This window comes from Bacillus sp. EB106-02-03-XG38 (assembly GCF_058792175.1).
The window spans coordinates 600,944-617,529 of record NZ_JBYTED010000001.1 but is presented as its reverse complement, the minus strand read 5'-3'; the positions used below and the strand labels follow the sequence as shown (position 1 = coordinate 617,529).

Here is a 16,586-nt window from a genome sequence, read left to right as displayed (position 1 = left end):
TGTTTCGCCAAATATGAAAAATAAAAAAATTCTTATCTTCTTTTTTTATATTCATCGTGTACTAGTTGGACAAATTCTATTTGTTTTTTCTCTGATTTTATTAATGCTTCCATGTTAGTAGGAGACAAAATACACTTTTAAATTTTTCTATTACTCCAAATTAATTTTGTATACTTTGTATCTTCGTGTAACTTTCGAAACCACTCGAATTCGCTTAATTTGGCAATATGATGTTTTAATTTCATGTCATTTCGAGGGTGAAATGTAATTATAGCCATTATTACATCAAGCAGTAAACTCATCTTCTCCCCCTCCTATACATATATATATATCAAATTTACGGAAATATAGTTACAGGGTGATAAAATTGACCACAACATTCATAAAGATATTTTGCATATTTTTCTTACTATATTTTCAATCCACCACAATTATAATGGCGAAATCTCAAACAGATGTAATAAGTGAATTCAAACATGCTTTACTTAAAAATGATAAAAAGTTAATGCAGTTATATGTAAGAGAAGGGATTGAACTACAATGTTTCTGATTTGATTAGAATTGCGGAATCTATGAATTAAAAAACCAATCTTCTCAATATAAGAAAGATCGGTTTTTAATATTTTATAAAATGAGTTTTCCTCCATGATAGCAATAATATCTTGCTGCTTTAAGGTTTTTAATTCTCTTTAAAGACTCTTCCGCTTTTTCTAAATCTAAGCAAAAATTCGGATTAGCTATTACTAATTCATGATTATCTTGAACGGCCGCATCCCCTGTAATTACACAGTTTGAATTCGGAAAATATAATGAAATATGCCCCGAAGTATGTCCTGGCGTCGCTACTATTTGACATTCATCATTCAAAATCATTTGACCATCATATACTTTTTCATCGACAGAAATATGTCTTATATTTTTTAATTGTTGTATAAACCACTCACCAAATTCTTTCTCTTTAATTGGCATACGTTGTAACATGTCTTCAGCTTGAACTAGTCTCTCCGATTTTATTTCACCATTAATGTAGTTGGATTCTATTTCACTAGCAATAATATTAATGTGAGGATATTTCACTTTGAAATCATATAAAGAACCTATATGATCGTCATCATAATGAGTAATAATTATATTTTTTAAGTTTTTCATCTCATACCCATATTTTAAAATTGCGACTTCAATTAAAGGTAAAAAATTTATATAACCTGTATCTACTAAAGTTAATTCATTGTTTATTATAATTAAGCTCGGATAAATACATTGTCTTGCCCCGTTAAATTCAAATTCAATTGGTAGTTCTATTATCTTCATTTTTCTTCCCCCATACCTGTTATTAAATATTTAATAATAACTAAATCATCCACATATATTTTTCTATACATAACACCAAATAATTTGCATCCAAATGTCCATTTTGTTCAATTTCACGTTTAATGTATAATTTCCATATAACAAAGAAAAAGCATCCGTTATGGATGCTTCCTTATCTTACCTGCTCAACTACATAAATCAACTTGGGCCTATCCGAAACCTGATATGTATAGTCTTCATTTTTATGCATATATGTTTCTATCCTATTTATCACTTTAAACATTCTGTCTGAATTCGCACTGAAACGAGATACTGAATCACATAAAACTATTGACCCTTTCTTGTAAAAATTTATAATTTCATAAATATCCCGTTCTAAAAAAACTTCGCCTACTTGCAAATCCTCTTTCGCTTCATAGTTATAGATTCCCATTCTCATTCCCCCAAAAAATTGTATTTTTTCTTACAACATCCCCTTGTTACATAAATAATACCACGATAAAATTCTAAAACTCAAACTCATCGGATTTATCTGATAAAATAAAAAGCCATCATCGAAGTGACAACTTTCAAATAGATGGGAGAAAAGTGAGAGAAAATGGTTCAAAACAAAGTAACACATGAACTGCTAGATGAAGTGGCCAATCGTGCAATTATTACCAGAATCACATTAGAAGCTTATGAATCACCAGCGAGTAAAGGGGCTATTCAAGAATTATAAAAGTTCTCATTAATAGTTGTACCCTTAGATTATTTAGAAGTAATTCAACATTTTCCGAATGCAGGGATTAATAAAAAAATGAACTTTAATACGTATTACCACCAAACGTTATCTGCGTAGTACCTTTACTTGGAACGAACACATACACTGTAAGTCGTTACATAACCAACATTCTATTAATTTGAACAGGTAATTCCTTATTTTTATGGAAATATACATTAATAAAAACTATAAAATTGATTATTCTCTCACCTCTTTGTCTATCCTTTTAAAAAATCTATTTTTTTGTAAAAGGAGTGTTTATATGGAGAAACAGACACTTTGGAAAAAATTCAAAAAAAGCTCAGCAAACCTCGGGAAATCAAGCGTATATGAAAGTATTATTTTATACTACACAATGAGAAAAAAAGGGTTACCTACTAAAACGAAATTCATAATATTAGCCGCTTTATCCTATTACGTATTAACAATCGACTTCATTCCAGATATAGCTGCTATTATTGGGATTGGCTTATTAGATGATGTTTTAGCAATCGCTATAGCGCATAAATTTGTAATGCGCCATGCCGACGCTGAAATTCGAGAGAAGAGTAGAATGAAAATGGAGTCATTATTTACTTCAGCTCAGGCGTGAATTAAAATAGTTAGTCATTTACCCTACCTTTTCTAGTTTCAACTACAACCAATCTTTAACTAAGGTAGCATTAATTGCGCTTTTGCAGGATAAATCGTGTCAGAAACAACAGAAATTCTCTTAACTCTCTCGCCTTAGAAAATTAGGGTGCCAGCACTTGTTCTTAAGTTCCGACACCCTATTATTCGTTCTTATTCAATTGATTTCAATAAAGGAATATAGACAATATTAGTGCATGTAGTTTATGCAGTTACATGTGTTCTCCTATACAAAACTGCTATTGCCACTACTATAAGAATCATCCCCATAAAAGCAGGTGCAGCATGACCCAGTGATATATAGATTTGTCCTCCAATAATTGGACCAATCATTCTTGCCAAAGCTTGAATAGATTGGCTACCACCTTGAATCCTTCCTTGTTCACTAGAATCGACAGACTTTGAAAGCATCCCATTGAATGAAGGCCCGAAAATTGAGTCACCAAAACCAAACAGTAACATCCCAACGATTAGAAGAGGATATAAGGAAAATAAAGCTGATGCTGCAATAAAACTGTAGCCAATAATTTCCGAAACCATCCCAAGTATTGCTATTTGTTTATCCCTAAGCTTAATTAAAAGCTTTGGCATTATAAAAGCTTGTGAAATGATGTCTTGAAATCCCATAATTGAAAACATAAGTCCGATTAGTGCAGGCTTCCAGCTAAAAGTATCCATCGTAAATTGTGTGAAAATTGCTTGTAAAGATCCGTTAGGTATCCAAAGTAAAAACGCTGAGATAAGTAACCATTTTAAATTTTTCACAGAAAGTATGTTCGCCAGCTGTGCAAAAGGATTTAACCTTACAAAAGTAATTTCTTTTAACCTATTATTTTTGTCAAGACTCTCCGGCATATATTTCATCCCATATAAGACATTAAAAAAAGTTATAAGCGCTCCAAAATATAAAGGTACAGAATGACCAAACTTTGCAAGTAATCCCCCAAGAGTTGGTCCGATAATGGTTCCTGCACCAACCACTGCACTCACCCACCCAAAATACTTCGTTCTCTGTTCTGAGGGAATGATATCTGCAAAATATGCAAAAATTGTACTGATACTCCCTCCTGTTATTCCTTCTATTATGCGTCCAGCAAATAGTACCCATAAAGCCCCTCCTATACCAAAAACTAAGTACCCAATTGCAGAACCGAAAAGGCATATTAAAAGTAATGGACGACGGCCATATTTATCGCTCAAAGCTCCAAGTGCAGGAGCCGCGAAAAACACGCAGACCGCATAAACAGAGGTCAGTACCGTAACAACTAAAGCCTGTTCTTCCGGACTACTAATATAAGGCTGCACTAAGAATGGAACAACAGGCATAATGATACTGAAACCTATACCACAAAGAAATACAGAAATAAGACCGAATATTAAAGCATGTTTATCTATGTTTTTTTCAGTTTCACTTTCATTTTGTGATCTAAATATAGACATTTAACTTCTCCTCTCAAAACACTTTGTTGCTTTGTCAACAAAATAATAACTCTACTTTGTTGATTAGTCAACAAAAAATAAATAATAAAAAGGTAGCCTTCCCGTGAACAGGCTACCTTTTTATTATTTAAATATATCTGGCATTAACAGGAAAATTTACGACTTAATATGTATACCCTGTTTCTTTATTTCTGCATCCAAATGCCTACTATACTTTTCCACGAAGTTAATAATACTGTCGAATTCTGCCTCGGTTACTTGCTCAAATACAGCTTTATCCCGCTGTTGAAACTCATTGTGCAACTCCTCGTGAATTATATATATTTCTTTCCCTTGTTCAGTAAGCCTAAAATAGATTTCTTTTTTATTCTCTGATTTCTGGTAACTTTCGATAAGGCCTTTGTTTATGAGCTTCTTAGTCATTCTACTTATTGCACCGCGAGTCACATAAAAAGCCTCTGCAAGTTGTGTCACGTTAGAATCGGCATTGTTTTCAATGTATTCAATACAATGTACTTCAGAAGACTTAAAACCTTTAAGACCTTCTTCCATTTTATCCTTATTAAGCCAAACCATCTTATTATATAATTCCCTGAAACCGTTCATGACCTGTTCTTCCTTGTTCATGGTCTATCCTCCTAACAGCTCATTCATACTTTAAAACCATTATATTAAATTTCTGTTTCCGTTTCGACAATATTGATATAATTATTTGAGTTATCTATGAAAGTAGACGATAAAATATAATAATTCACTATACGGAAAATAAAACATGTGTATTATAACATGCCCTACACGGTATACAAAAAATAAGAGCTAAGATTAGTTGTCTTAGCTCTTATTCCATAAAATTTATGTTTTTCAAATACTATTTCACTTCATTGGCTACAAAAAATTGCTCACAAACACTGGAAATGCGCTGCAAGTCTACGTTTCCACCAGATATAACCGCGACTACCTTTTTCCCTTTAATATATGAATCCACTTTCCCTGCAAGTAGAGCAGCAGTAGCTAATGCGCCAGCCCCTTCTACAACAGCTTTACCGCGTTGTAATAAGTCTTTCATCGCTACTTCTAATTCACCTTCTGATACTGTTACAATATCATCTACTAATTCTTTTACAACTTCAAACGTTAAATCGCCTGGTATTTTAACTGCGCAGCCATCTGCTATAGTAGGTGCCTCATAATGTTCTACAATCGTACCTTTGTCATAAGATGCCTTCATCCCATGAACATTATCCGCTTGGACACCAATAATATTAATGGATGGATTAAAAGATTTTAATGCAACAGCAATTCCAGAAATAATTCCACCTCCGCCAATTGGTACAATGACAGTATCTACATCCCACATATCATCAAGAATATCTAATCCTATTGTACCTTGACCAGCCATTACTTCTACATCGTCATATGGATGTAAGTATGTTTCACCTGTTTCCTTAATAATCTCCTCACATTTTGCCTTCGCATCATCAAAAGTTTCACCATGTAAAACCACTTCAGATCCATATCCTTTAGTTGCATCAACTTTCGCCTGAGGTGCAGAAATCGGCATAACAATTTTACTCTTAATACCGAGTAAATGAGCTGATAAAGCAATTCCTTGTGCATGATTACCAGCGGAACAAGCAATTACTCCTCTCTCTTTTTCCTGATTTGTTAACTGTGACATTTTATTAAATGCACCACGGAATTTAAAAGAACCCGTTAATTGCATATTTTCTAATTTCAAGTGAATTTCTCCACCTGTTTTACTAGTCAAATAAAATGATTTTACTAATGGCGTTTTACGAGCATTTCTGTCTAAAATGTTTTGAGCTTTTTTTATATCATCTATTTGTAACGGTAGTTTTTTAGTTATCATACTAACACCTCTTCCAATGATCTATTCCTAAGTTTTCGTATGTAGCAACTCCTTTATACGAAACCATCTATATTAAGAAAAAGTCTTTATCCCGCGTTAACGGACAGTAAAACTCCCACCTCAAAATTCAGTTGGAGCAAAGAAGTTAAATGAGAGATCAACTGTTCGTAAACGTCCGATTGGTGAGGGCTGATAATCAGCGGGGGATGAACAAAACCCCCACTGATTAAAGTTTCACTTTATATATGTACCTCACTCTGTAATACACACAGTTGTAAACAATTCAACATTCTTTTCATATCACGTTCTTTGTAATGATTTAGGCATGCAATTTGGATCCAGTTATTCTTTTGTAAATACGCTGATTCATAATGGACGATATATCCTTGTAACGCTAACGCATCACCTACCAATTTAGAAGAAAGACCTTTATTTAATTGAATCGTAAATATAATTGGCGCAGCATGTTCTTTAGGTGAAACAAGTTTTAAACCCATAGTAGTAATAGCTTGTTCAATATATGCATACGTCTCTTTTATTTTTTCAAATACCATTTCATCTTCGAATCTTTTTAATGCTTCTTGCAATGCATAAATTAAATTCCATGAATGAGAATATGGAATACTTTTATTTTCTTCGTACATGCCAACGTCCATATAGGCCGGTAAAGTCTCGTTTACTTTCACATTATGATTATGAAAAACGAAAGATAATCCAGTAAACGATTTAATTGCCTTTCCACTAACACCGCTTGCAAAATATACATCCTTTAAATCTATCTGTATCGCTCCAATTGAACTAATACAATCTACACATAATTTCACTTTATACTTATTGCATAAAATATTTAGCTCGTCTAACTCATTTAACATTCCGGTAGATGTTTCATGGTGAACAAACCAAAGCCATTCATAATTTTCAGTTTCCATTATTTGTTCTAATTCGGTATAAATAAACGGTTCTCCCATTTCTTTTTTATACGTATCAAAATGTAATTGCGCACGCGCTGCGTGTCCAACTAATCTATTACCGAATTCCCCATTTGTTAATATTAGTCCTTTCCCTTTTAAAGAACGTAACTGTAAAGCAATGGCATCATTCGCTAATGTACCTGTGCCTAACAAAAGTTGCACACGTTTTGCTTTTGTCATTTGCAGTAAACGTTTTTTCACATTTTCCATCGTCACTTGAAATGACTTAGAACGATGCGAAATAGGCTTTGCAGAAAATGCTTTGTGAACATTGTCTTCAATATCTACTGGACCAGGTAAAAACGTATATTCTTTCGTCATAATACCCCCAACACTCGATGCTTCAAACATAGCAGGAGTAACATACATTGGCTGGAAAGCCGCTTCTTCTGTACCAACTAACGAATGAAAAGATTTGAACCCCATTTGCTCATATAAAGGCAGTTCACGTGTCGTCGCAGAAATGAGTGCTAATTCATATCCATTTAGAAGCAAATAACGATGTAAAAAGCGAATTAAACCTAATAATGCTCTTCCATTTCGATATTCACGTTCAACTGAAAGCAAACGAATTTCATATACGTTTTCTCCATGTTCTTGCAAATAAAAATCTAAATTTGAAATTTTATTATCTAATGAGAATGGTCGTTTTCCTCGCAATGCGACCATTCCTACTAACTTATCATCATCTAAACAAATTAAATATGTATTCTCTTCATGAAAATGATCTATACGAACACGCTCTTTCGTTTCTTCATGTTGCGGAATTTCTTCTACAAATGTTTTGTAATTCAATTTATGTATATGTTCAAATTCCCAAGCTTGATCAGCAACTTTATATATTAACCCCATGGCTTTTCTCCTTTATGTATTTAATAAAAATTATAAGTGGAGATTTACTCCACTTATTAAAAATTCATTTCATTCTCGATTTACATATAAAATAAGTACAATGATAAGAGCACTTAAAATAGTCGTAACAATAGAATAAGAATACAAAATCATGCATACTGGCAAACAAGCGATTGTAATTAACCCTGGCTTAGTAAACCCTTTAAAGATTAAATAAAATATAATGAAAACAGCAACAAGGGTAAGCGCTATCAAATAATCAAATGCGATTAATCCTCCGATAAATGTTGATATGCCTTTTCCGCCCTTGCCCTTAAATACAATTGGATATATATGTCCAAGTAAAACAGCCAGTAAAGCTAACATTACAAATGTAGAATCTCCAAAAAGATATTTTGCAATAGAAACTACGATTGCCCCTTTAATTGCATCACCTAAAAATGTAGCGATGAAATATCCTTTTCCGTATACGCGCCCCATATTTCTTGCGCCAGGATTCCCGCTTCCTTCATCCCGAATATCAACGTTATGTCTCCATTTCGTTACTATATAAGCGGTCAATATGTTTCCAAATAAATAAGAAGCCACCAAATACAAAAACTGCATACTATTAATCATGTAATCATTCACTTTCTACATAGGAATACATATACAATATTCAAAAACTAAGTATATTGTACTTTTTTCCACATCCCTTTATACATTTTAACATCATATATTTACAAATCATACAAAAATTCTCATGCAGTTATATTTTAAAATATTTATTCTTCATTAAATAATATGTTCCTTTCACTGCTAGTTCTGAATGTGGTACAAATGTAACGTCTCCTATACTTTTCTCACAGCATTTCTTAAATTCAGCATATATTTCAGGAACGAAACGCAGTATGCTGCCACTTACTGCAATTGAAGTTGTTACATCAAACTGCATTCTATTGTAAATATTCACCGTAATTCTCGTTAATTCCTTAGCCGCTTGCACTATAATTTCATGTGCATCCTCATTCCCATTTCTCGCTTCCTCAATAATCAATGGTGCGATTGCTGCAACTTTATCTTTTGTAGAACTATAAACTAGTCTTTTTATATGGGACGACGTCAAAAGTTGAAACTCATCTTGAACCCTTAAGCTTAATGGGCAAAGTGTAACCCCTTGATCAAATTGCTTTGCCATTTTCTTTAAAACTTGTAACCCAATCCAATATCCGCTTCCTTCATCTCCTAAAATATGTCCCCATCCCCCACTATACTCGTACACTTCTCCTTTCTTTCCAATACAAATCGCACCTGTACCGCCAATCGTTAAAATTCCATCTTTCCCTTTCAAAGTAGCTGCATGTGCAATCATTGCGTCATTAAAAACTTCAATTGGTGTTCCGTACTTCTTTATTAGACGTAATGTTAATTCATTCGTATTTACTCCACTTACACCTGCTAATCCTAAACAAATACAAACGCAATGCCCATTTAATACACCTTTCTGACATTGATCAATCACCTCCATAATATGCACAAGAGCCTCTTCAAAATCTATTAATATATTTCCAAAACCACTTGTTGCTCTTACAAGTTCATTTCCGTCTTTATCAAATGCAATTGCTTCTGTCTTTGTTCCTCCGCCGTCTACTCCAATCATATACCTCATATATTCGCCTCATTCATTTCAAATTGGAGGGAATGTTATATTCCCTAGAACTACAGATTGCTTAGCCCCAGTTGCGCTCGGCACATTACTCGGATTACGATGATACGTTTCATTTGCTAAAATCGCAAAGGCGATTGCTTCTTTCGCTTCTGAAGAATAGCCTATATCTTCTTGAATAAATACTGTGCACTTTTCTTCCTTCAATCCATTTCTTATCATTTCAACAAGCGTATCATTATAACTTCCGCCACCACCTAGAATTACCTCATCGATTTCATAATACGGCAAAATAATCTCCTTATAGTGATGAACAATTGAACTTGCTGTAAACATTGTGACAGTCGTCAATATATTTTCTTTACTATACTTTTCAAACCGCTTCAATAACTCACTGACAAATTCTTCTCCAAACTGTTCTCTACCTGTTGATTTTGGTGGATTCATTTTCAAAAATGGATGGTTCATACAATATGTCAAAACCTCTTCTACAACTACTCCCTGTTTTGCAATCTTACCATTTTGATCATATGGCAACTGAAATAATCTTTGACATACTTCATCCATTATCATATTCCCTGGACCAGTATCAAAAGCTATAACGCTCTTCTTACTTAGTTTACTTGGTATAACGGTAACATTACCGATCCCGCCAATATTTTGTAGTAGTCTATTTTTAGTTTGGTGGCGATACAAAATAATCTCTGAATATGGTACTAGTGGTGCACCCTGTCCCCCTGCCGCCATGTCCATCGTTCGAAAATTAGAAATAACCGTTGTATTCGTTTCATACGCTATAACTGCGGGTTCTCCAATTTGTAATGTGGATGGGATCATACTACCATCTTGCTTTGGCTGATGATAAATCGTTTGTCCGTGAGAACCTATTAAATCTAATTGTTTCAAAGAAAAATTGGCCTCGTTACAAACTTCCTTTACAGCGTTGGCAAAACATAAACCGAGTTTGAAATTTAAACTGCAAATGAGTTGTACATTTGAATTCTCTATTGATAATGCTTGTTGTATTTCATTTTTCATATCATTACAAAATGGAACTGTAGTAAAGTGGATGCGTTCGACCTTAGACTCTACACCATTCCCTTCTATATGAACGAGCGCTACATCTATTCCATCTAATGAAGTACCGGACATTATCCCCGCAATATACATAACATGCATGACCTCCCATTACTAAAAAACAATGATGTAAGTTACAAACGTACAACCGATCGAAAATAATATAAATCTAAAAAACAACTGAGTTTTTGATGCAAACGATCCATCAATAAAAGAAACAACTACTGTAAGCAAAATACTTGCTGCAATACTTGTAACAAGCCATACACTATGCATTTGTGGTAGATGTAGCATTCTTAATAAAGGTACAAAAAGGAAATTCGCACATATTACTCCAAACAGCAATAAAAATACACCTTTATAGCTAAATTTTATATTCATACCATCTCACCCTCTCTGAATTTCATGTGAAAGAAGTGATAGGCAAAATACCTATCACTCATACATACAGTATAAAACTTATGAATTAACAGATTCTCCGTCTCCATTCTTTTCAATTTCAAGCATATTTTTGTCGTACATTTTAAAGAATGGTAGATAAATAAGGAATGATATTGCTATATTTATTAAAACTAATACAACTGCACGCCAATCTCCTCCTGTAGCTAAATAGGCTCCAATTGGAGCTGGCAAGGTCCAAGGCGGCATAATATGCGTTGGTGTTACAAATCCCATTGCAGTTGCAGAGTAAGCTATAGTAGCTGTTACTAGCGGTGTAATAACGAAAGGAATAATTAAGATTGGATTCAATACAATCGGTAAACCAAATATAACTGGTTCATTAATGTTAAAAATGCCAGGTACTATACAAGTTCTCGATAGTGCTTTTGAATATTTTGATCGTCCAAATACAATCATAGCTAACACAAGTCCTAACGTTGCTCCCGAACCACCAATCCAAATAAACCATTGATAAAACGGCTCCGGTGCAATGAATGGAAAATGACTTGCCCCACTTGCTACAGCTTCACCGTTCTTCCCTAAATACACATCCCAAAGCGGCCTTGCTACCGTACCTACAACGGATACACCGTGTATCCCGAAAGACCAGAAAAATGTAATTAAAAATACAGGTATAATAACACCAAAGTAACTATCACCAGCTTTAACTAACGGTGCTGCTAATTTATCTACAACGTAATGTACATCCACTTTAAAAACAACAGTAATAAGACTCATAATAATAATAACGAAAGCCGCAGGTATAAGTGCTTCAAACGAACGCGCTACTGATGGTGGTACTTGTTCTGGCATTTTGATTGTTACGTTTTTCTTCTTACAAAATCTTAAAATTTCCACTGATAAAATAGAAACAATCATCGTCACGAATAGTCCATGACCTCCGAGATTTGTCATCGGAAGCATAAATCCTTTTTTATCAATTAATTCAGGCGTTAATGTTAATAGTAATGAACATACTGCAAGCTGTGCCCCTGATAAAGCATCTAGCTTATAACTTTTCGCTAAATTATATCCTATTCCAAATGCTATATATAAAGACATAATAAACATTGTTAAACGATATGGTATTAATATACTCGTTTGATTTTTTAATGCCCAAACTGATATGAAACTATCTTTCGGTAATGGTGGAAATGCTACGATTAAAAAGAAGCTTCCTACAATGATAAATGGCAATGCTGAAATAACTCCATCACGGATTGCTTGTAAATGCCTCTGTTCAGATAGCCTTGCCATCGGTCCAGATAAATTTTTATCAAGAAACGTGACAAACTTATTCATAACGCTTCCTCCTAACTAATTAAATCATTTACAGTTTTTAATAAAGTCGGTCCGCCAAGTGGCGTGTATGCTTGCGGCGGTATAATACCGCACGGGATAGATACCTCTTCTGCAAATTTTTTAACTGAATCAAATCGATGTCTTACTTGAGGTGCAACCATTACAACATCCCAGCCGTTCTTCACTTCTTCTTCCACCTCATTTGTTCCAATCGCATGCACTTCCATGTTTACACCTTTTTTCTCCGCTTCTTTTTTTAAAGCGTTTACAACAATTGCACTGGACATTCCTCCAGAACAAACGAACAATACTTTCATTTATTAATCCTCCTATACTTATAATTTATTCCCCTTCAAATGAAAGGAAGTTTCACTTTACTAACAAGCATATGAAGTAATGAAACGATTTAGTTATAATGAAAGTAAATTTCAGTAAAAATATTTTTCCTATTAAATTAATGTTTCAATATGTATTTTTCTCAATTGTAAGTACAACCTCAACTCAGATATCATATTAGTTAACCATATAATAGGGAGGCGTATAAATGATTATGAAACGTTTATTAATGACGTGTTGTATCGTCATCTTTTTTATTCCTTTCTCTTTCATTTCTCCTCACTCTACTTATGCTGAAGTAAATACTACGTACAAAAAACATGAATTACGTGCTGTATGGATCGCATCTGTTCTTAATATTGATTGGCCCTCAAAAACTGGATTACCTATCGAAAATCAAAAACAAGAGTTTATTAGATTATTAGACGATGTAAAAAACACTGGTATGAATGCAGTTGTTGTACAAATAAAACCAACCGCTGATGCTTTTTACCATTCCAATTACGGTCCTTGGTCTGAATACATTACAGGTACACAAGGAAAAAATCCTGGTTATGACCCACTCGCATTTATGATTGAAGAAGCACATAAAAGAAATATAGAATTCCATGCATGGATTAATCCATACCGAATAACGATGAATCACACTGATATAAATCGATTATCGGATAATCACCCTGCAAAACAGCATCCCGATTGGGTTGTACCCTATGGAGGAAAGTTATATTACAACCCTGGCATTCCAGAAGTAAAAAAATTTATAACTGAAGGTGCTTTAGAAATTGTACAAAATTACGATGTAGATGCATTGCATATGGATGATTATTTTTATCCATATAAAGTGGCGGGTGAACAATTCCCCGATCAAAAAACGTACGAAACATATAATAACGGTAGATTTACAAATATAGAAGATTGGCGACGTGACAATGTAAATGAACTTGTAAAAGATTTAAATACTGCTATAAAACAAGAAAAGTCATACGTAAAGTTTGGCATAAGCCCATTCGGCGTATGGCGAAATATAGCTGACGATCCAACTGGATCTAACACAACTGCAGGTCAAAGAAACTATGATGATCTTTATGCTGATACACGTGAATGGATACAAAAAGGCTATATCGATTACATTACACCGCAAATATATTGGAATATTGGTTTCACACCAGCTGCATATGACATATTAGTAGATTGGTGGGTAAAAGAAACAACTAGTAAACCAATTCACCTATATATCGGTCAAGCGGCCTATAAAATTAATAATAACTCTGTCCCCGCTTGGTCTAATCCTGAGGAATATCCAAGACAAATTGCATTAAATCGGTTATATCCTGAAATAAAAGGGAGTATGCATTTTAGCTTAAAAGATATTAATAACAATCCACTAGGAGTTAAAGATCGACTCTCAAAAGATATATATAAACATTCTGCATTAATCCCGCCTATGCCTTGGCTTGATCATGATCCACCTAAACAACCAACTTTAAAAGGTGCAATTCCACGAGATGAAGGTATTGCTGTCGGTATCATTGATGATAGAGAGAATGACTCTGCTTATTACGCCATTTACCGAGTGAATGGAAAAAATGAAGTGGATATAGAAAATCCAAAACATTTACTTACTACTGTAAGAAAAACAAAACTTGGAGAAATTTATGTAGATAAAACAGCTATTTCTGGAGAAACGTATACGTATGTTGTTACTGCAGTTGATCGATTGCATAATGAAAGTGTTGCATCTAGTCATACTACCGTTAAAGCAAAATAACAGCTAATAAAAAACGCCTTAAAAGCTAAGTATTATAGCTTTAAGGCGCCTTTTTTATTTATTCTTAAACTTCTCAGTCGCTGCTCTCATCTTCACATTCAAATCATGATCAATTGAGTCACGAATATCTCGTTCAACTACTTCCATTTCATTTTTGAAATTTTGTAAGTAGATTTTTAATTCTTCTTCTTTTTCTGGTCGTTGTGAAGGTGGTAATTGTACAACTAACGACAGCATAGCTGTTAAATCTTTCATTAAGAACGTTTCAAGTTTATGTTGTTGTTCGAACATACGCTGCTCCTGATAATACGGCAAAGCATTTAATACTGAAATTGTAATATCATCAACCGTTCGTTGTAATGAAGGATTTATTGAGCGTTTATACGCTTGAATTGTATTTAATGCATCTGGATATCGATCATAAAAATACAATTTATAAAACGATAAATCTGTCGGTTTTACAGTTTGCTGCGTTTCTTGTCTTAAAAAATCTTTTACTTTCATCGTCGCTACATCAATATCTTCATTAGTAAGCTTTTTCGTTGTTTTTGCCATTACATGTACTTTTTTCTGTTTTTCTTTCGGTAACATCGAGAATACTTGCTCTCTCGTACGTTGACCCGATGCACAGAAAAGAGTGTTTAATGTATGCTGTTCTTTCTTTCCTTCCGTACGAATCCAGCGATAAAAGAGTGGGTGTTGTGTAAATTCTTGTAGAAACGGTAATGATTTATTCGATAACTTATCTAAAGAATCGTGTGCTCTTTTATATGGCTTCGTCCATGAAAAATACAGTTTACGTCCGAAATATACAACTAATACCACGACAGTAAATGCGATTAAAAGCAATGTACCTAATAGTACTAATACGGTTTGAATGAAACTCATTTTTTCACCTCCTCTAAAAGTCTGCTATTTTCTTGGGCGCTGAATGAGTTTTTGTTTCATTTCATCATTAAATGTGTCTAGTTCAATAACAAACTTCTTACTTGACTCGATAATACGTTCTGACGATTTCTCAGAAGCTTCAATTGCAGCGAATACGTTTTGGAATGACTCGCGTAATTTATCCATGCTAATGGCAGGATTTTCAAGAAGTTTTGTTGTTTCTTCTGTATTTTGTTTTAATGCTTGAGAATTGCTTAATACCATTGATTCAATTGCTTCATTTGTCGCATTCACTGCATCAATTGTTTTACGCTGATTTGTTAATGCTAGCTGGATAGCAGCAGAGACTGTTACAACATTTTGTGTCATCGTAATTGCATTACGAATTGCCTCCGTTAACTTTTCATTATTTTTCTTAATAATGTCTACAGATGCGATAGATTGTAATAAAACACTTTTCGCTTGCTGCATATTACGCGTACGCACTAAAATCTTTTCTAACGCATCATTAATTAATGGAATATCTCTTTGACGTTCTGGATTTTGTTTCTCAGCTTCCAGCATGCCTGCAAGTTTTTTCCCTAAGTATACTTGCTTATCAAGCGCGTGAATTTTATCGTGCGATTGCTCTTTAAGCATTTCAAGACCAACTGTATCTTCTTGTAAGTTGTCACGACCAATAAGTAGGGATCTTATAATCTCCTCAATTTGCTTATCTATAGATTGGTATTTGTGTACGTATGTTTCAAGTGGATTTTTCTTGAATACTTTAAACATAATTTTCTTCATACCACTTGCTTTTAGTGAGTTCGGATCAAGCTCTGATACCACTTTTCGTAATTCTAACAATGTATTTGGAATTTCTTCGTTCTTTCCATTCATCATCGCTGTGACAGGACGTTTTAATGCTGACAACGTTTGTCCTGCTGCTTGTTGCTCTTTATCCCCTAAATCTCCTAGCTGAGACAATACTTTTGATAAATCTGTATTTTGCTCGCTATTTAACTTTTGTACATAAAGATCAGCTTCTTTATTCAGTTCCTCTAATTCCGCATCTTTTATAACTGTATCAACCACTATTTCTACATTATTATCTTTCACAATTGATACAGGTTCTTTTTTCTCGAGTTCAGTCAACAAAATCGCTCCTTTATTTATATGTGCGAATTTATGTGCACTATATTTCATCTATTATATCGTATTTCATATTCATTCTGATTGCTTGAAATCGATTTATTTAGAAATGCCTGTTTATGCAGTCATTCCCTGTTTCTTACTATAAGTATACCTGT

17 protein-coding genes and 2 pseudogenes are annotated in these 16,586 nt (G+C 33.8%); 4 read left to right on the top strand and 15 right to left on the bottom strand.

The annotated features are described in order from the left end of the window. Nucleotides 1-32 precede the first annotated feature (32 nt). A pseudogene (locus AC3WTI_RS03080) lies at nucleotides 33-302 on the bottom strand (hypothetical protein). A gap of 65 nt (nucleotides 303-367) precedes the next feature. Between AC3WTI_RS03080 and AC3WTI_RS03075 the strand changes: the two are divergent. Further along, nucleotides 368-547: pseudogene (locus tag AC3WTI_RS03075) on the top strand (hypothetical protein); the annotation flags it as partial. A gap of 77 nt (nucleotides 548-624) precedes the next feature. On the opposite strand, the gene AC3WTI_RS03070 reads toward AC3WTI_RS03075, so the two are convergent. Both AC3WTI_RS03070 and AC3WTI_RS03065 read right to left on the bottom strand, forming a co-directional pair. Beyond that, nucleotides 625-1,311: an MBL fold metallo-hydrolase gene (locus AC3WTI_RS03070; RefSeq protein ID WP_087956491.1), complete on the bottom strand. Its 687-nt coding sequence runs from the start codon at nucleotides 1,309-1,311 to the stop codon at nucleotides 625-627. 172 nt (nucleotides 1,312-1,483) lie between these two features. Continuing rightward, complete coding sequence (locus AC3WTI_RS03065; protein ID WP_142286503.1) at nucleotides 1,484-1,744, bottom strand: hypothetical protein; 261 nt, start codon at nucleotides 1,742-1,744, stop codon at nucleotides 1,484-1,486. A 165-nt stretch (nucleotides 1,745-1,909) separates the two neighbouring features. On the opposite strand from AC3WTI_RS03065, the gene AC3WTI_RS03060 reads away from it, so the two are divergent. Beyond that, entirely contained in the window at nucleotides 1,910-2,032 is a 123-nt protein-coding gene (locus tag AC3WTI_RS03060) for a hypothetical protein (RefSeq protein WP_087956489.1), read from the top strand. A gap of 304 nt (nucleotides 2,033-2,336) precedes the next feature. Next, on the top strand, nucleotides 2,337-2,666 hold the full coding sequence (locus tag AC3WTI_RS03055; RefSeq protein ID WP_087956488.1) for a YkvA family protein: 330 nt from the start codon (nucleotides 2,337-2,339) through the stop codon (nucleotides 2,664-2,666). Between the two features lie 242 nt (nucleotides 2,667-2,908). On the opposite strand, the gene AC3WTI_RS03050 is transcribed toward AC3WTI_RS03055, so the two are convergent. From AC3WTI_RS03050 to AC3WTI_RS03005, 10 genes are all read right to left on the bottom strand, one after another. Continuing rightward, nucleotides 2,909-4,144 (bottom strand): MFS transporter, encoded by a 1,236-nt coding sequence (locus AC3WTI_RS03050; protein ID WP_087956487.1) that lies wholly within the window; start codon nucleotides 4,142-4,144, stop codon nucleotides 2,909-2,911. 156 nt (nucleotides 4,145-4,300) lie between these two features. Next, entirely contained in the window at nucleotides 4,301-4,771 is a 471-nt protein-coding gene (locus AC3WTI_RS03045; protein WP_061676301.1) for a MarR family transcriptional regulator, read from the bottom strand. Nucleotides 4,772-5,012: 241 nt separating this feature from the next. Further along, entirely contained in the window at nucleotides 5,013-6,014 is a 1,002-nt protein-coding gene (tdcB, locus tag AC3WTI_RS03040) for a bifunctional threonine ammonia-lyase/L-serine ammonia-lyase TdcB (protein WP_087956486.1), read from the bottom strand. Nucleotides 6,015-6,253: 239 nt separating this feature from the next. Then, nucleotides 6,254-7,837 (bottom strand): aminotransferase class V-fold PLP-dependent enzyme, encoded by a 1,584-nt coding sequence (locus AC3WTI_RS03035; RefSeq protein ID WP_087956485.1) that lies wholly within the window; start codon nucleotides 7,835-7,837, stop codon nucleotides 6,254-6,256. Nucleotides 7,838-7,906: 69 nt separating this feature from the next. Next, the gene (gene plsY / locus AC3WTI_RS03030) at nucleotides 7,907-8,455 is read right to left on the bottom strand and encodes a glycerol-3-phosphate 1-O-acyltransferase PlsY (RefSeq protein ID WP_087956484.1); all 549 of its coding nucleotides are present in this window, start codon (nucleotides 8,453-8,455) and stop codon (nucleotides 7,907-7,909) included. A 130-nt stretch (nucleotides 8,456-8,585) separates the two neighbouring features. Then, complete coding sequence (locus tag AC3WTI_RS03025; protein ID WP_097840997.1) at nucleotides 8,586-9,485, bottom strand: BadF/BadG/BcrA/BcrD ATPase family protein; 900 nt, start codon at nucleotides 9,483-9,485, stop codon at nucleotides 8,586-8,588. Nucleotides 9,486-9,503: 18 nt separating this feature from the next. Next, a complete protein-coding gene (gene anmK / locus AC3WTI_RS03020; RefSeq protein WP_087956482.1) occupies nucleotides 9,504-10,652 on the bottom strand; it encodes an anhydro-N-acetylmuramic acid kinase AnmK in 1,149 nt (382 codons plus the stop codon). Nucleotides 10,653-10,673: 21 nt separating this feature from the next. Further along, on the bottom strand, nucleotides 10,674-10,940 hold the full coding sequence (locus tag AC3WTI_RS03015) for a hypothetical protein (RefSeq protein ID WP_097840996.1): 267 nt from the start codon (nucleotides 10,938-10,940) through the stop codon (nucleotides 10,674-10,676). A 78-nt stretch (nucleotides 10,941-11,018) separates the two neighbouring features. Beyond that, the gene (locus AC3WTI_RS03010) at nucleotides 11,019-12,302 is read right to left on the bottom strand and encodes a PTS sugar transporter subunit IIC (RefSeq protein ID WP_048524829.1); all 1,284 of its coding nucleotides are present in this window, start codon (nucleotides 12,300-12,302) and stop codon (nucleotides 11,019-11,021) included. Between the two features lie 11 nt (nucleotides 12,303-12,313). Next, on the bottom strand, nucleotides 12,314-12,619 hold the full coding sequence (locus AC3WTI_RS03005) for a PTS sugar transporter subunit IIB (RefSeq protein ID WP_097840994.1): 306 nt from the start codon (nucleotides 12,617-12,619) through the stop codon (nucleotides 12,314-12,316). A 227-nt stretch (nucleotides 12,620-12,846) separates the two neighbouring features. Between AC3WTI_RS03005 and AC3WTI_RS03000 the strand changes: the two genes are divergently transcribed. Further along, complete coding sequence (locus tag AC3WTI_RS03000; protein ID WP_097840993.1) at nucleotides 12,847-14,406, top strand: glycoside hydrolase family 10-like protein; 1,560 nt, start codon at nucleotides 12,847-12,849, stop codon at nucleotides 14,404-14,406. A gap of 54 nt (nucleotides 14,407-14,460) precedes the next feature. On the opposite strand, the gene AC3WTI_RS02995 is transcribed toward AC3WTI_RS03000, so the two are convergent. Both AC3WTI_RS02995 and AC3WTI_RS02990 read right to left on the bottom strand, forming a co-directional pair. Further along, the gene (locus AC3WTI_RS02995) at nucleotides 14,461-15,294 is read right to left on the bottom strand and encodes a DUF3974 domain-containing protein (protein WP_097840992.1); all 834 of its coding nucleotides are present in this window, start codon (nucleotides 15,292-15,294) and stop codon (nucleotides 14,461-14,463) included. Nucleotides 15,295-15,318: 24 nt separating this feature from the next. After that, nucleotides 15,319-16,431, bottom strand: coding sequence for a toxic anion resistance protein (locus tag AC3WTI_RS02990; RefSeq protein WP_141539182.1), 1,113 nt, complete (start codon nucleotides 16,429-16,431; stop codon nucleotides 15,319-15,321). Nucleotides 16,432-16,586 lie beyond the last annotated feature (155 nt).

Coding starts and splice junctions, on each gene's coding strand:
- AC3WTI_RS03070 (WP_087956491.1), bottom strand. CDS start 1,311: ATGAAGATAATAGAACTACCAATTGAATTTGAATTTAACGGGGCAAGA.
- AC3WTI_RS03065 (WP_142286503.1), bottom strand. CDS start 1,744: ATGGGAATCTATAACTATGAAGCGAAAGAGGATTTGCAAGTAGGCGAA.
- AC3WTI_RS03060 (WP_087956489.1), top strand. CDS start 1,910: ATGGTTCAAAACAAAGTAACACATGAACTGCTAGATGAAGTGGCCAAT.
- AC3WTI_RS03055 (WP_087956488.1), top strand. CDS start 2,337: ATGGAGAAACAGACACTTTGGAAAAAATTCAAAAAAAGCTCAGCAAAC.
- AC3WTI_RS03050 (WP_087956487.1), bottom strand. CDS start 4,144: ATGTCTATATTTAGATCACAAAATGAAAGTGAAACTGAAAAAAACATA.
- AC3WTI_RS03045 (WP_061676301.1), bottom strand. CDS start 4,771: ATGAACAAGGAAGAACAGGTCATGAACGGTTTCAGGGAATTATATAAT.
- tdcB (WP_087956486.1), bottom strand. CDS start 6,014: ATGATAACTAAAAAACTACCGTTACAAATAGATGATATAAAAAAAGCT.
- AC3WTI_RS03035 (WP_087956485.1), bottom strand. CDS start 7,837: ATGGGGTTAATATATAAAGTTGCTGATCAAGCTTGGGAATTTGAACAT.
- plsY (WP_087956484.1), bottom strand. CDS start 8,455: ATGATTAATAGTATGCAGTTTTTGTATTTGGTGGCTTCTTATTTATTT.
- AC3WTI_RS03025 (WP_097840997.1), bottom strand. CDS start 9,485: ATGAGGTATATGATTGGAGTAGACGGCGGAGGAACAAAGACAGAAGCA.
- anmK (WP_087956482.1), bottom strand. CDS start 10,652: ATGTATATTGCGGGGATAATGTCCGGTACTTCATTAGATGGAATAGAT.
- AC3WTI_RS03015 (WP_097840996.1), bottom strand. CDS start 10,940: ATGAATATAAAATTTAGCTATAAAGGTGTATTTTTATTGCTGTTTGGA.
- AC3WTI_RS03010 (WP_048524829.1), bottom strand. CDS start 12,302: ATGAATAAGTTTGTCACGTTTCTTGATAAAAATTTATCTGGACCGATG.
- AC3WTI_RS03005 (WP_097840994.1), bottom strand. CDS start 12,619: ATGAAAGTATTGTTCGTTTGTTCTGGAGGAATGTCCAGTGCAATTGTT.
- AC3WTI_RS03000 (WP_097840993.1), top strand. CDS start 12,847: ATGATTATGAAACGTTTATTAATGACGTGTTGTATCGTCATCTTTTTT.
- AC3WTI_RS02995 (WP_097840992.1), bottom strand. CDS start 15,294: ATGAGTTTCATTCAAACCGTATTAGTACTATTAGGTACATTGCTTTTA.